The sequence below is a fragment of the Propionibacterium australiense genome (genome assembly GCF_003666605.1).
In the GTDB taxonomy this organism is placed as follows: domain Bacteria; phylum Actinomycetota; class Actinomycetes; order Propionibacteriales; family Propionibacteriaceae; genus Propionibacterium; species Propionibacterium australiense.
In genome coordinates, this window is the sequence record NZ_RCIV01000001.1 from 370,625 (window position 1) to 385,429 (window position 14,805).

Below are 14,805 nucleotides of genomic sequence, written 5' to 3' on the forward strand. Positions count from 1 at the left end.
CGATACACCCCGTTGGTGAACCGATCGGACCTGGTTAACCTGGCTGGCATGCTGACCCTCGCCACCTACAACGTCAACGGCATCCGCGCTGCTCAGCGTCGTGGTTTCGGCGACTGGATCCGGCGCCGCCGACCCGATGCGGTCTGCCTGCAGGAGGTGCGCTGCCCTGCCGACAAGGTGCCGCTGGAGGTCTTCGACGGCTACCACGTCGTCTACAGCCCGGGGACGATCGCCGGCCGCAACGGGGTCGCCGTCATGACCCGGACGCCGGTCACCGCCGTCCGCTCCTGGGGCGGGCAGGTCTTCTCGATCGACGACGGGCGGCTGTCCGCCACCGATCCCGGACTGGTGGGCATGGCCGGCGGCACCCTGGCCCGCGCTCTGACGGAGTTCGTCGACGAGGGCCGCTACATCGAGGTCGACCTGGCCGACGAGCCGGTCACCGTCGGCTGCCTCTACCTGCCCAAGGGCGACTCGATGCTCGCCCCGAGCATCCGCACGAGGACGCCGACACCGGAGCAGCTGGAGGGGGTGCGCAGCCGCTACGAACGCAAGATGCGCTTCTTCGATGGCTTCGGCCCCCAGCTCGCCCGGTCCCGCAAGGCCGCGCTGCGGGCGGGCCGCGAGTTCCTCCTCGTCGGGGACTTCAACGTCGCCCGCGACACGGTCGACGTGAAGAACTGGCGCCCGGCGCAGAAGGCCTCCGGCTTCCTGCCCGAGGAACGAGCCTGGCTGGCCGGGCAGCTGGGCCCGCGGACCCTCATCGACGTGGTGCGCTCGCTGCACCCGGATGAGAACGGCCCCTACTCGTGGTGGAGCTGGATGGGTCAGGCCTTCGCCCGGGACACCGGCTGGCGGATCGACTACCACCTGGCCACGCCGGGGCTCGCGAAGACGGCCGTCAGCGGCACGACCGAGCGGGACGAGGACCCGGCGGCCCGGGTGAGCGACCACTGCCCCGTCGTCGTGGAGTACGACACCGCCCAGTTGTGACGCCTCGCGCCGCACACAGCGGGGCAGCGGACCGCAGGCCTCGTGTCGGTCGGCGGCCCGCGCGCCGCGGTTCAGCCGTCCTGGGCCTTGGCGCCGCCGGACGTCCCGGTCCGTGCCCCCCGGACGTCCGCGATCTCCAGGTGAGCCGCCGTCTCGGGCACGCGCCCGGGCACGGTGACCGAGGAGAGATGGGACCAGGTCATGAACAGGAAGGCGATGACGGCGGCGATCGAGATCGCCAGGCCATTGTTGCGCAGGCTCATGTCGATGGCGTCGTAGCCGAGCAGCGCGAAGTTGACCCAGATGGCGACCGTGATCTGGCGCGAACTCGGGCGCGCCAGCGGCAGCGTCAGGCCGCCCCAGAGCATGTACCAGGAGTGCAGGGCGGGGCTGGCCATTGCGGCGATGAGGTAGCCCCAGGAGACGAAGGTGGCCGGCCGGCGGCGGGCCACCGTCAGGGCGGTGACGGCGAGCAGCACGACGCCGATGGCCAGGAACACGGTGTGGCTGATGTCGATCGCGGTGCGGCTGGCCGGGTCGCCGCCGGCGAGGCGCAGACCGAGCCGGACCAGCTGACCGACGATCGTCGAGGGCGCCGGCGAGTTCGAGCTGCCGGGCACGCTCACCGCGTTGTACCAGCCGAAGTCGAGGCCCGTCCACAGGCTGATGCCTGCGAAGGTGCCGATCGCCACGAGCATCGAGACGAGGACCCGGGAGACCGAGATGAGGCCCTCGCGCAGGCCCGGCCCCGACCAGCGGCGGGCCAGCATGGGCACGACGTAGGCGGCGAGCAGGGCCGGCTGCTTGATGGAGGCGCCCACGCCGCAGGCCACCGCACCGAGCAGCCACCACCAGCCGCCGTCGGACCAGCTGCGGCGCCGGGTCTGCGGGGTGCGGTTGGCGGGTGGGATGGTGGCGAGCCACAGGCCGAGGACGACCAGGCCCATCATGAGTGCGTCGTTGTGGCAGCCGCCCACGAAGTCGATGATGAGCAGCGGGTTGAGGGTGCCGAACCAGGCGGTGAAGGCCGGGTCGATGTGCAGGCGCGTCGCGATGCGCGGCAGGCAGACCCCGATGAGGACGACGCCGACCAGCGCCGGGATGCGCTGGGCGACGGCGGACCAGTACGGGTCGAAACCGAAGACGTGGAGCAGCAGATGGGAGATCTGCATCGACAGCGGGCCGTACGGGCTGGGGGTGTCGCGCCAGACCCAGGAGACCTGGTCGGCGAAGGCGCCCGGCAGCACCCCGGGGCCCGAGTAGTAGGGGTTGATGCCGTTGTGCACGAGCCAGCCCTGCGCCGCGTAGGAGTAGGCGTCGTGGCTGAAGATGGGAGGGGCGAGCAGGAACGGGACCGACCAGATGGCCAGCACGGCCCAGTGCTTGACGTGCCGGTAGACCTGCGGTCCGCGGCTGCGCGAGCCGGCCTGGGAGGAGCGCAGTGGGCGCAGCGCGAACCAGGCGCTCATCACCAGCAGCAGGCCGGCCATCGTGACGACGGTGCCGGTGATCTTCGACAGCGAGCCCTCCAGCCGCAGGGAGGCGAGCATCCGCCACCACGGGGAGCTGCGCGGCAGATAGGCCGGGCTCAGTGCGCCGATGGCGATGAGCGCGGTGCCGTAGAAGCCCCGGCGGACGATGCCCACCCGGGCAGCGGCCAAGAGATCGGCACCGAGACGCCGCATCGTGGCGAACGCACCCGGGGCCGCAGAAGACATGCTCACAGCGTAGCGTTCCGTGCTGTCCTGGCCTGGGAACAGCACATCGAGCACGGCTACCGTGGGTGGTGACGGCGGGGTCACCAGAGCGGGGAGGAGAGACCGTGGCCGCAGGTGACATGCCCGCCAGTGAGGATCGGACGTGAGCGTCGACCAGACCAGCACCCAGACCAAGCAGATCGATCGTGTCGTCATCCGGTTCGCGGGCGACTCCGGCACCGGCATGCAGCTGGCCGGCGGCCGTTTCGGTTCTGAGTCGGCGGGCTCCGGCAACGACATCACCACCTTCCCCAGCTATCCGGCCGAGATCAGGGCCCCCCAGGGCACGATCGCCGGGGTGAGCAGCTTCCAGGTCCAGTTCGCGAACCACGAGGTCACCACCGTCGGCGAACGTCTCGACGTGCTCGTCGCCATGGGCCCGGCCTCCCTGAAGGCCCACGCCGGGGACGTGCGGCGCGGCGGCCTCATCATCGTCGACGACCACGGCTTCACCGCACGAGCCCTCACGAAGGCCGGCTACCGGACCAATCCCCTCGAGGACGGCTCGCTGGACGCGCACCAGCTCGTCCACCTGGACATGACCGCGCTGACCAGCACCGTCGTCCAGGCACTCGGCCTGGGCCGCCGGGAGGCCGAGCGATCCCGCAACATGTTCGCGCTGGGGCTCGTCAGCTGGCTGTACTCGCACCCGATCGAGGAGACCATCGACTGGATCACCCGGCGGTTCGCGTCCCAGCCGGCCATCCGGGACGCCAACATCGCCGCCCTCAAGGCGGGCGCGAACTACGGCGAGACGGCCGAGTTGTTCACCGTGCGCTACGAGGTGCGGCCGGCCCCGTTGCCGAAGGGCCGCTACCGGCAGATCACGGGAAACACCGCCACCGCCTACGGTCTCATGGTCGGCGCCCACCGCGCCGGGCTGCAGCTGTTCGTCGGCTCGTACCCGATCACTCCCGCCTCGGACCTGCTGCACGAACTGAGCAGGCGGGCCTCCTACGGGGTCGTCACCTTCCAGGCCGAGGACGAGATCGCCGGTATCGGCGCGGCACTCGGCGCGAGCTTCGGCGGTTCGCTGGGCGTCACGACGACCTCGGGTCCCGGCTTCGCGTTGAAGCAGGAGATGATCAACCTGGCCGTGATGAGCGAGCTGCCGCTGGTCGTCATCGACGTGCAACGCGCCGGACCGTCGACGGGGATGCCGACCAAGCCCGAGCAGGGCGATCTGCTGCAGGCCATGTGGGGCCGCAACGGAGAGTCGCCACTGCCGGTCCTGGCCCCCACCTCACCGGCCGACTGCTTCGACGTCGCCGTGCAGGCCTGCCGGATGGCCATCGAGTACCGCACCCCTGTCGTCATGCTCACCGACGCCTTCCTGGGCAACGGCGCCGAACCGTGGCGCCTGCCGGACCTGGCCACGATCGCCCCGATCAACCCGAACCTGGCCGCCGCACCCAACGGCATCGACGAGAAGGGCAGGCCCGTCCATCTGCCGTACCGGAGGGACCCGCGGACGCTGGCCCGCGACTGGGCGGTGCCCGGCACGCCCGGCATGGAGCACCGCCTGGGCGGACTGGAGAAGTCGGTCGAGGCCGGAACCGTCACCTACTCCCCGCTCAACCACGAGGAGATGGTGCTGACCAGGTCCCGGCGCATCGCCGGCATCCCGGTGCCCGACGCCGAGGTGGACGACCCGAGCGGGCGGGCCGAGGTCCTCGTCGTCGGCTGGGGCTCGGCGTGCGGACCGGTCTCGGCGGCCGTGCAGCGCCTGCGTGAGGCCGGGACCCGCATCGCCCACGTGCAGCTGCGCGCCCTGAACCCGCTGCCGGCCAATCTCGGACCGGTGCTGCGCCGCTATGCCCGGGTCGTCGTCCCCGAGATGAATCTCGGCCAGTTCGCGACGGTCCTGCGCGCCCGGTACCTGGTCGACGTCCGGGGCTACAACCGGGTGCGCGGTTTCCCGCTCAACGTGGACGAGCTGACCGCGCACCTGGCCGGTCAGATCGACGAACTGGCCGGCGGCGGGGCCGCGAGCGGCGAGGAGGGGATCCGATGAGCACCGGGGCACAGGGACGCGCCGCCGACCGGGGGACGGACCGCACCGGCGGCGACGGGCTGGCGGGTGTCCCGCTGGCGACCGCCCCGACCACCCGCAAGGACTTCGTCTCCGACCAGGAGGTGCGCTGGTGCCCCGGGTGCGGCGACTACACGATCCTGTCGGCCCTGCAGTCCGTGCTCCCCCGGCTCGGGATCAGGCGCGAGAACACGGTCGTCATCTCGGGCATCGGATGCTCCAGCCGCCTGCCCTACTACGTGAACAGCTACGGCATGCACTCGGTTCACGGGCGCGCCCCGACCCTGGCGACGGGCCTGGCCATGACCCGCGAGGACCTGGCCGTCTTCGTGGTGACCGGTGACGGCGACGCCCTGTCGATCGGGGCGAACCATCTGGTGCACGCGCTGCGACGCAACGTCAACCTGACGATCCTGCTGTTCAACAACCGCATCTACGGCCTGACGAAGGGGCAGTACTCCCCCACCTCACCGGTCGGCGCCGTGACGAAGTCGAGTCCGTCCGGCACCTTCGACAATCCGCTCAACCCGATGAGCCTGGCCCTCGGGGCCGAGGCGACCTTCGTGGCGCGGGCCCTGGACGCCGACCGGGACGCCCTGGAGGAGACGATCGAGGCGGCGGCGAGGCACCGCGGAGCCTCCTTCGTGGAGATCTACCAGAATTGCGTGGTCTTCAACGACGGGGCCTATGAGGCCTTGCGCGGCCCCGACCGTACGGAGTCGATCATCAGGCTGCGGGCCGGCGAACCGATCGTCTTCGGTCACGACGGGCACCTGGGCGTGGTGGCCGGTCCGGACGGTGGTGTCCGCGTCGCCGAGGTCGCCGAGGTCGGGCTGGAGAACGTGCTCGTCCACGACCCGACGATCGACGACCCGAGCCGCGCCTTTGCGCTGAGCCGCCTCACCTCGACGGGCGCCATGGCACAGGCGCCGATGGGTGTCTTCCGTGACGTGGACCGCCCCGTCTACGACGACCTGGTGCGTGACCACGTCCGCCGGGCCCAGGAGACCCTGGGCCCGGACCTGGGTTCGGATGCGGCGCTGGCCGCCCTCATCGCAGGCACCGACACCTGGCAGACCTGAGGCCCGGCGGCCCCGGCACCGCCGTCGGGGATGTCCGGCACGTCCGTCCGCGCAGCGCAACTGTGTTTCTGCCGGTGGGCAGGGTCACTGTCACGAGCCGAGCGGCGATCCGAGACCCCAGTAGGGTAACCTTGCCTCTCATGACCGAACCGGCCTTTCATTTCGAGGACTTCGACCTCAACGTGCCAGCCACGCAGGACCTGTTCCGCCACGTCAACGGGACATGGCTGCGGACCGCCGAGATCCCCGAGGACCGCGGCTCCTGGGGTGCCTTCGACAGGCTCCGCGAGAACTCCGAGCAGGCCGTCCGCGAGATCATCGAGGCCCAGTCGCCCGACGCCGATCCAGGCTCCGACGAGGCCAGGATCGCCGCTCTCTACGCGTCGTTCATGGACGAGGACGCCGTCGAGGCCGCCGGCACGGCTCCCCTGGCGCCGATCCTCGACCGCATCGACGCCATCGGCACCGTCGAGGACCTGGCCCGCTTCTGGGGATGGAGCGCCCGCCACGGCATCGACGTGCCGCTCGACATGAGCAACGACTCCGACCCGGGCGACCCGGATCGCTATCTCATGTTCTTCGGCCAGTCCGGCATCGGCCTGCCCGACGAGGAGTACTACCGGCTCCCCGAGCACGCCGAGCTGCGCGAGGCGTACCGGGCGCACATCGCGAAGAGCCTCGACCTGGCCGGCCTGCCCGACCCCCAGGAGCAGGCCGAGGCGGCCTACGGGCTGGAACGCGACATCGCGGCCTGCCACTGGGACAAGGTCCGCACCCGCGACATGGTCGAGATGTACCACCTGCAGACCTGGGAGCAGTTCTGCGCCGAGAGCCCGGCCCTGTGCTGGGACGCCTTCCTCGACGGCGCCCGGCTGCCTGCCGAGACGGTCGCCGAGGTCGTCAACTGCCATCGCACCGTCCCGGCGGCCATCGCCGAGCTGGTCACCCCCGACCGGCTCGACGAGTGGCGCAGCTGGGCCCGCTGGCAGGCCGTCAACGCCCTCACCCCGTACCTGACGCGCGAGCTGTCGACAGCCGGTTTCGAGTTCTACTCCAAGACCCTGCACGGCATCCCCACCCAGCGGCCGCGCTGGAAGCGGGGCGTCGCGCTGACCGAGGGCGTCCTCGGCGAGGCCATCGGCCGGATCTACGTCGCGCGGTACTTCCCGCCCGAGACGAAGGCCGCCGCCGACCGGCTCGTCGCCAATCTTCTGCAGGCCTACCGGGGCTCGATCGGCGAGCTCGACTGGATGACCGACGCGACCCGCGCCGAGGCCCTCGCCAAGCTGGACAGCTTCCGCACCAAGATCGGCTACCCGTCGCGCTGGCGCGACTACTCGGCGCTCCAGATCCGCGCCGACGACCTGGTCGGCAACGTACTGCGCGCCGAGTCCTTCGAATTCGACCACACCATCGAGCAGCTCTCCGGCCCGGTCGACCGGGAGGAGTGGTTCATGTACCCGCAGACGGTGAACGCCTACTACCATCCGCTGCGCAACGAGATCGTCTTCCCCGCGGCCATCCTGCAGCCCCCGTTCTTCAACCCCGCGGCCGATGACGCGGTGAACTACGGCGGGATCGGCGCGGTGATCGGCCACGAGATCGGTCACGGCTTCGACGACCAGGGCGCCACCTGCGACGGCGACGGCCGCCTGCGCAACTGGTGGACCGACGAGGACCGCGCCGCCTTCGAGGCCCGCACCGGCGCGCTCATCGCACAGTACGACGGGCTGTCGCCCACCGGCATCGACGACGCCCACGTCAACGGCGAGCTGACGATCGGCGAGAACATCGGCGATCTCGGCGGCCTGTCCATCGCCTACCAGGCGTGGCGGATCGCCACCGGCGGCACCGAGCCCGAACCGATCGACGGCCTCACCGGCGCCCAGCGCCTCTTCTTCGGCTGGGCCCAGGTCTGGCAGGATCTTTCCCGCCCGGAGCAGCTCCGGCAGCGCCTGGCGAACGACCCGCACGCCCCCGACGAGATCCGCTGCAACCAGGTGGCGAGGAACGTCGACGCCTTCCACGAGGCCTTCGGCACCGGGCCAGGCGACGGCATGTGGCTCGACCCCGCAGAGCGCGTGCGGATCTGGTGACGGCAGGCCCGATCCGTCCGCCACCCCGACCCGCGAGCGGATGGTCCGCGCCGATGACCGGTTCTGGACATCGCTGGATCGCGCCGCCATGTCATGTCATACTGCGGAGTCAGCCCCGAAAACGTTCAGGAGTATCCCCATGACCTTCACCGAAGCGGTGAAAACCTGCTACACGAAGAAATACGCAGACTTCAACGGACGCGCCAGCCGCAGCGAGTTCTGGTGGTTCTTCCTCTTCTATGCCGCCGTCAATCTCGTGCTCTACGCGGTCTTCCTCATCATCGCTGCGGCCTCCGCAGCCAATGACCCCTACAGCGGTGCTCCTGCCATCGCCATCGTGATCCTCGTTCTCTTGATCGCCTTCGACCTGGCAAGCATCGTCCCGTACATCGCTGTGGCTGTCCGCAGGCTGCACGACACCGGCAAGCCGGGCACCTACTTCCTGCTCGTCCTCGTCCCGTCGGTCGGCGGCATCATCGTGCTCGTCCTCTGCGCGCTGGAACCCAACCGCGGCCCCAACATGTACGGCCCCGACCCGCTCGACCCGACCAGTTCGTCCCAGGCCATGGCGGGCCTGTACGCCGCCCAGCCCTATGGCGGGGCGCAGCCGGCCCAGCCCTACGGCGCCACCGGCTACCCGGCCCAGCCCTACGATTCCGCCAACCCCTACGCCGCCCCGACGGTCAATCCCTACGCGGCCACCGGGGACCAGCAGCCCGGCTCGAATCAGCCGTACGGTCAGCCCTACGGCGCGGCACCGACCGGTCAGCCTGCCGCCTCGCCGTACGGCCAGCCCTCGGCGTCCCAGCCGTCGGCCGATGCCCCGTTCGCGGCACCGGCCAGCCCGGCCTCGGCAGCCGGCGGCCAGAGCAGCCAGCCGTCTGCGCCTCAGCCTCCGGCCCCCGGCGGTGACCAGCAGTCCTACGGCTTCGACTTCAACAAGCCCGAGGGATACGGCACCACCAACTGACACCGACCCACTGGCCCCCGGCCGGGCGAACCGGTCCCGCGTCAGGACCCGACGACAGGTGGTCCCGGCGCGCTTGTGCGCCGGGACCACCTGTGTTTGTACCCCACCCGGGTGCACGACCCGCCCTGGTCGCGTCAACCCCGCGGCGCCCTATTGGCACACCCCCGCGAAACGCGACCCGGTGCCTCAAGGCTCCCACCGGGTGATCGGATTGGCGGGCGCCGGTGCGGGGCGGGTCTCGCCACGTCCTTGGGCCGTGTCGGCCCGCCGTGCCATACTGCTGAGTCAGGCCCGAAGACACTCAGGAGTGCCCCGATGACCTTCACCGAAGCGGTGAAAACCTGCTACACGAAGAAATACGCGGACTTCAACGGACGCGCCAGCCGCAGCGAGTTCTGGTGGCTCCAGGCCTTCTTCCTCGGCGTCACCATCGCGGTCTACCTGCTCATCATGATCAGTGCCGTGATCGCCAGCGCGAACGCCCCGTACGAGGTCCCGATATTCGCCGTGATACTCGTGGGCCTCTATCTCGCCTTCTACCTGGTCAGTATCATCCCGCTCATCGCGGTGACGGTCCGCAGGCTGCACGACACCGGCAAGTCGGGAACCTACTACCTGGTCACCCTCATCCCCTGGGTCGGCAGCATCATCCTGCTCGTCCTCTGCGCACTGGAGCCCGATCGCGGCCCGAACATGTACGGGCCCGACCCGCTCAACCCGAACGGCCAGGCCCTCGCTCTGACGAACCCCTACGCCCAGCCCTACGGCGCCGGATATCCAGCCCAGCCCTACAACATTGGCTACCCGGCCCAGCCCTACGGCACCGGGTACCAGGCCCAGCCGGCCGGCAATCCCTACGCCGTCCCGACGGCCACCCCCTACGCAGCCACCCCAGGACAGCAGCCCGGCTCTGGCCAGACCTACGGCTGGCCCTACGACACTGCGACACCGACCGGCTGGCCGGCCGCCGCACCGTACAGCCAGCCCTCGGCGCCCCAGTCCCCTGCCCAGGGCAACGACCAGCAGCCCTACGGCTCCGACTCCAGCCGGCACTACGGCTTCGACTTCGACAAGCCCGAGGGCTACGGCACAGGCAACTGATCTGCTGGCTCTTCTGGCGCAGGAGCGCCCTCCAACAGATCTCTTGTGTTGTGACAGCCAATGCCTGCTCGATGGCCTCCGCGGCTGCGATCGCCGGATGGGGCGAAAACCACCGTGCCCATCCGAGGCGGCCAATCCGCGAGCCACGAGATCATCCAGGCCGCCAGACACCAGCATGGCATCGGCCGCCTCGGCCCGCTGAGCCGACCAGGGGCCCGGCTCTCTTCCGCACCTCCTGCGATGCGGCCAGGGCGGGGCCTGGGACGACTGGCCCCCGCCCTGGCCACGGAGTTCCGCTAGATACTGGCCTTGATCAGCTCGGTAGCGCGGTTGGCCGCAACCCACCCGGATGTGTACGCGAAGCCGCTGATGGTACCGGGAATATCCAGCGGGTAGCTGTCACCCCACAGGCCGCTGGCCTCGGCGCCCACGGCGAAGAGGCCCGGGATGGGCCGCTCGGTATCCCCCGAAATCACCTGCAGGTTCCCGTCCACGACGATGCCACCCAGCGAGATCAAGGTGCCGGCAATCATGGTGACCGCATAGAACGGGCCCTCGGTGACCGCGCGGAGGTATTTCGGTGTCTTGTAGTAGTCGTCATCGACGCCGGCTGCGCAGTGCGCGTTGTAGCGGGCCACGGTAGCAGCCAGTTCGTCGGCGTCCACACCGATCTGAGCGGCCAGTTCGGCCAGCGAGTCGGCCTTGAAGGCGGTATCGGTCTTGAGATCCTGCGCCAGTTCCTCGTCCAGCATCGCCAACGGCGCGTGGTAAGGAATGAAGGTACCCAAGCTGATGTCCGAGCCAGAGGTCTCCATGTAGCGCTTGGTGGCCTCGTCGAAGATGGTGTAGACGACCGCGCCGGGAGCCTGAGCGATCACGTTCGCGGCATCCGCGAAGTTCATGGCGACGCTCTCGTCGGTGAACCTCTTACCCAGCTTGTTGACCCATAGGTAGGGCTGCGAGCCCGCGCCACTGACATGCGAGGTGATGGTTTTGCCCTTTGCCACCGGCATCAGCGCCATGGCGCCGGTCATGCCTTCCTTGGCGCCGGCGGCCATCGCCATCCGGTACCCGTCACCGGTATTACCCGGAGTGCCCAGCTCGACGAGCATGCGCCCGTTCTCACCGAAACGGGAATGCCTGGCGATCATGTCGGGGTCGGACGAGTAGCCACCGCCGGCCAGGATCACGGCCTTGGCACCGATCCGCAGGTCATTGTCGTCGGAATCCTTGGCCTCAACGCCAACAACCGCACCGTCCTCGACCATCAGGTTGACCGCTGACGTGGACAAGAAGATGTCCGCGCCGTTCTCCCGGGCCTGGGCCTCCATGAGCTGGATGATGCGAGCGCCCTCGCCCTCGGCCCAGTGCATGGTCTTCAACTCGTTTTCCTGCTCGTAGGCATAGATGGTCACGTCTTCCCAGACCGCACCCATGTCACGGAGCTTCTCGATGGTGGTGGCCGAATTCTTCACGAACATGCTGACGACATCGGCGTCGGCACGGAAGCTGCTGAGGCCGATGAAACGCTTGAAGCCCACCGAGCAGGGCACCTCGATACCGCGCTTCTCCTGCTCAGCCGATTCGAACGCGGCCGATCCCTCGACGAACTGGCCGTGCCCACCGACGGCGTCCAGTTTCTCCAGCACTGCGACGGTGTTGCCGTTCAAGGCCGCCTGGGCGGCTGCGGAAAGACCGGACGCGCCGGCCCCCACAACGACGATGTCGTATTCAACGTCATAGTTGTTGGGCATGATTGTCTCCCTTCTAAGGGTGGGGTGGTGTTTCTTGACTGAACGCTGATTGCAGGGCGGGAACGACATCGTAAAGGTCGGCGACGATGCCGTAGCGGGCGCGCCGGAAGATCGGCGCCTTGGGGTCGTTGTTGACCGCGACGACGACACGGGCATCGCGGATGCCGTCCTGATGCTGCGGTTGGCCCGATATGCCGAGGGCCAGGTACAGCTCAGGCTTGATCCGCTGTCCGGAGCGACCGATGACATGCTCGGCGCCGAACCAGTGCAAATCCTCACTGACGGGCAGGGTGCAGGCGATCTCTGCGCCCAGGGTCGCGGCCAACTCCTCGACCAGCGGCAGATCGCCGCGCGAACGCACACCGCGCCCGATGCCGATCACGCGAGACGCCGAGGCGAGCCCGGCGGTCGGGGCGCTGCTGGATGAGATGAGCGTGAGGTCCCCATCGGTATCCCCTGCGGTCATCCGCTCCACCGGGGCCGGCTCGCAGGCCGGAAGGTTCTCGTCGCGGCCGGCGAAGATCGCCACCGCAGGCACGCCGACCCGAAGAGTCTCAGTAACACGTCCTTCCAGGGCGGGGCCGCTGATGAGGAGATCCTGGCCTTCCGCGCTGACCTCGTGCATGGCCGGCACCCAGGCGGCGTCGATCCGCACCGCCGCAGCCGCCGCCAGTACCCGGCTGGCCGGATGATCGGCGATGAGCAGTAGCTCCGGAGCCGCGGACGCGACCAACTCCGCCACGGTGGTGGCGTGGGCCTCGGCCGGCACGTCGGCCCCGCAGTCGATCCAGACAACCTTGTCAGCACCTGCCACGGCAAGCGTGTCGGCAAGCTCTCTGGGACCGACGGCCACGATGGTAACGCCGCCAAGCGCCCGGCTTGCAGCCACCATGGTTGAGACGGGCCCCGCATTCGTCACGATGATCCACGTGTTCATGATGTCCTCCATGTGGGTCAGCAGACGCCGTCGGCGCGTAGCGCGGCGACGAGCTCGGATGCGGCGTTGTCGCCTTCGAACAGTTGGACCCGAGCAGAATCGGGAACCCGAGTGCCTCTGGAGACGACCCGGTCCGGGGCCGCCGCGTTGAGTTCGGCAATGGTCACCTTCACCTGCGGCGCCCTGCGCGCAGCGAGAATCTCCTTCATGCCAGGGGTTTTCTTCTCCTCGGCATGCGCGACACAGGCAAGCACCACCGGCAGTGCGGTCTCGATGACATCGACGCCCGTGCCGGACTTCCGACCGACCCGGATCCGGTCCTCGCCGCACGGTTCCGCCGACTCCACCTGTGCGATGCATGGCCAGCCGAGCGCCGCCGCAAGTGCCACCGGAAGCGCCCGGTTCCACGCAGAGTCCCCGATGGTCACCAGACCGATCGACGGCGTGCTCCGGACGACCGCCGCGAGCATCGCCGCAGTGGCTGAGGTGTCCTGATCGGGTGTGGCATCGGTGACGATGATGGTCTCCTGCGCGCCCCGGGCCGCAGCCCAGGCCAGGTCACCGCCCGCGATCGTCACGCCGACGAGCCTGGCTCCGGTCGGCTGCGCCAGTATTTTCGCGATTTCGATCGCGGCCGGCTCATCATCACCGACCACGGGCTGGGAGCGACCCCAGTCCACAGCACCGTCAGCACTCACTCGGGCGGTCTGCGGGTCCCGCGCCCATTTGAAAACGACTGCATAATCCACCTGACATCCCCTCCACTGTGAGTTTCTGTCAGCCCATGGGATCTATCTGACACATGTCAGACTGACATCTGTCAGATATCCTATGATGAACAGGTGTCAACCGCAACCCCAGAGGACTACCAAACGGATCGCTCCGTCACGTACGCGGAATCAGCCCTGCGTGCAGCGGTGGTAGCCCTCGCAAAGGACAAGTCAGTGGCCCGGCTCACGGTGGCCGAGGTGTGCCGTAGGGCGGGCATCTCCAGGGATTCGTTCTACCGCTTCGCGGCCAGCCCCGCCGAGTTGCTGGCCGCCTACCTCTACGAGGACCACAACGTGTCGGAGGTGACACCGCGACACGCGGCCACCACCGAGGCCGCGCCTTCACTGACCGCCGCCATGCGTCTCGTCGTTGAGCACGTCCAGCGGAACCTGGCCATCTACACCAACGCATTGGACCCGCACTTCACGCCGCAGTTGCAGGATGCTCTGCTGCGGCGCTTCACCGAGGTCCTCCAGGCCCACGTCAACGAGTTCCCCGAGAAACTGCCGCGGATCGACGACGCCGAGCCGGGAGTCGCAGCCCGCGACGCCTTGATCGCCTACGTCGCCTTCGCCACCCTCGGCGCGATAGAATCCCTGGTTCGTTCCGGCGCGATCACCGATACCGAGCTCTCCGTGGCGATCCTGAACTCGGCCATCGCACCCAGCTGGCTGTCCCAACCACGCGAGGACTCCACGAGAGTCCTGCCGAGCCCTTGACGCCCCGCGGGTGTCCCGTGCGATACTGCCGACCGATTTGCCCCCCAACCACAGGAGTCCCCCATGGGTTTCGGCCAGTCCATCAAGACCGTCTACTCGAAGTACGCCACCTTCAGCGGCCGCGCGAGCCGCGGCGAGTTCTGGTGGTTCCTTCTGTTCGACTTCCTCGTGAACCTCGTCCTCATGGCGCTCAACACGATCGCGCGCAACGCCGGCATCGTGAGCCCCGAGACGACCACCCCGGCGGTCCACCTCCTCGCCCTCTTCAACCTCGGCACGTTCATTCCGCTGCTGGCGCTCTACGCCCGGCGCCTGCATGACACCGGCCGCAGCGCGGCCTTCCTGCTCCTGTTCCTGATCGCCGGGCTCGGCGCGCTCATCCTGCTCGTCCTGTGCGCCTCCGCCGGCCAGCCCGGCCCCAACCAGTACGGCGACGACCCGGTGGACACGGGGCGCGGCGCCCAGTCCTTCGGTCACCCGGTCCAGCCCGCCCAGCAGGCCTCCTACGGCCGGCCCCCGTACGGCGGTCAGTGAGCACGGGCACTGCCCCGTGTGCAGGCATGAGCAGTGCCCCCGGCCATCTCCTGGCCGGG

The 14,805-nt window shown here is 69.2% G+C and carries 12 protein-coding genes; 8 read left to right on the plus strand and 4 right to left on the minus strand.

Going from position 1 to position 14,805, the window contains the following annotated elements; all coding sequences use genetic code 11:
• The first annotated feature begins 51 nt into the window (after window positions 1-51).
• The gene (locus tag D9T14_RS01745; protein WP_119161132.1) at window positions 52-993 is read left to right on the plus strand and encodes an exodeoxyribonuclease III; all 942 of its coding nucleotides are present in this window, start codon (window positions 52-54) and stop codon (window positions 991-993) included.
• A 71-nt stretch (window positions 994-1,064) separates the two neighbouring features.
• On the opposite strand, the gene mptB is transcribed toward D9T14_RS01745, so the two are convergent.
• On the minus strand, window positions 1,065-2,711 hold the full coding sequence (mptB, locus tag D9T14_RS01750; RefSeq protein ID WP_119161131.1) for a polyprenol phosphomannose-dependent alpha 1,6 mannosyltransferase MptB: 1,647 nt from the start codon (window positions 2,709-2,711) through the stop codon (window positions 1,065-1,067).
• 142 nt (window positions 2,712-2,853) lie between these two features.
• Between mptB and D9T14_RS01755 the strand changes: the two genes are divergently transcribed.
• From D9T14_RS01755 to D9T14_RS01775, 5 genes are all read left to right on the plus strand, one after another.
• Window positions 2,854-4,764, plus strand: coding sequence for a 2-oxoacid:acceptor oxidoreductase subunit alpha (locus D9T14_RS01755; RefSeq protein ID WP_119160962.1), 1,911 nt, complete (start codon window positions 2,854-2,856; stop codon window positions 4,762-4,764).
• On the plus strand, window positions 4,761-5,864 hold the full coding sequence (locus D9T14_RS01760; protein ID WP_119160961.1) for a 2-oxoacid:ferredoxin oxidoreductase subunit beta: 1,104 nt from the start codon (window positions 4,761-4,763) through the stop codon (window positions 5,862-5,864). Before D9T14_RS01755 ends, D9T14_RS01760 begins: the two co-directional genes overlap by 4 nt.
• A 140-nt stretch (window positions 5,865-6,004) precedes the next feature.
• Window positions 6,005-7,960 (plus strand): M13 family metallopeptidase, encoded by a 1,956-nt coding sequence (locus tag D9T14_RS01765; RefSeq protein ID WP_119161130.1) that lies wholly within the window; start codon window positions 6,005-6,007, stop codon window positions 7,958-7,960.
• 139 nt (window positions 7,961-8,099) lie between these two features.
• On the plus strand, window positions 8,100-8,930 hold the full coding sequence (locus D9T14_RS14080; protein WP_119160960.1) for a DUF805 domain-containing protein: 831 nt from the start codon (window positions 8,100-8,102) through the stop codon (window positions 8,928-8,930).
• A gap of 315 nt (window positions 8,931-9,245) precedes the next feature.
• Window positions 9,246-10,031, plus strand: a complete 786-nt coding sequence (locus D9T14_RS01775) for a DUF805 domain-containing protein (protein ID WP_119160959.1) — start codon at window positions 9,246-9,248, stop codon at window positions 10,029-10,031.
• 296 nt (window positions 10,032-10,327) lie between these two features.
• On the opposite strand, the gene D9T14_RS01780 is transcribed toward D9T14_RS01775, so the two are convergent.
• The 3 genes from D9T14_RS01780 to D9T14_RS01790 are packed head-to-tail and all read right to left on the minus strand — an operon-like array spanning window position 10,328 to window position 13,378.
• Complete coding sequence (locus D9T14_RS01780; protein ID WP_170175741.1) at window positions 10,328-11,785, minus strand: FAD-dependent oxidoreductase; 1,458 nt, start codon at window positions 11,783-11,785, stop codon at window positions 10,328-10,330.
• Between the two features lie 13 nt (window positions 11,786-11,798).
• Window positions 11,799-12,722 carry an electron transfer flavoprotein subunit alpha/FixB family protein gene (locus D9T14_RS01785; protein WP_182482046.1) on the minus strand — a complete coding sequence of 308 codons (924 nt, stop codon included), beginning with the start codon at window positions 12,720-12,722 and terminating at the stop codon, window positions 11,799-11,801.
• Window positions 12,723-12,739: 17 nt separating this feature from the next.
• Window positions 12,740-13,378, minus strand: coding sequence for an electron transfer flavoprotein subunit alpha (locus D9T14_RS01790; protein ID WP_170175742.1), 639 nt, complete (start codon window positions 13,376-13,378; stop codon window positions 12,740-12,742).
• A gap of 288 nt (window positions 13,379-13,666) precedes the next feature.
• Here D9T14_RS01790 and D9T14_RS01795 point away from each other — a divergent pair, with 288 nt between their 5' ends.
• Both D9T14_RS01795 and D9T14_RS01800 read left to right on the plus strand, forming a co-directional pair.
• Window positions 13,667-14,212 (plus strand): TetR/AcrR family transcriptional regulator, encoded by a 546-nt coding sequence (locus tag D9T14_RS01795; protein WP_170175743.1) that lies wholly within the window; start codon window positions 13,667-13,669, stop codon window positions 14,210-14,212.
• A 63-nt stretch (window positions 14,213-14,275) separates the two neighbouring features.
• Window positions 14,276-14,746, plus strand: coding sequence for a DUF805 domain-containing protein (locus tag D9T14_RS01800; protein ID WP_119160954.1), 471 nt, complete (start codon window positions 14,276-14,278; stop codon window positions 14,744-14,746).
• Window positions 14,747-14,805 lie beyond the last annotated feature (59 nt).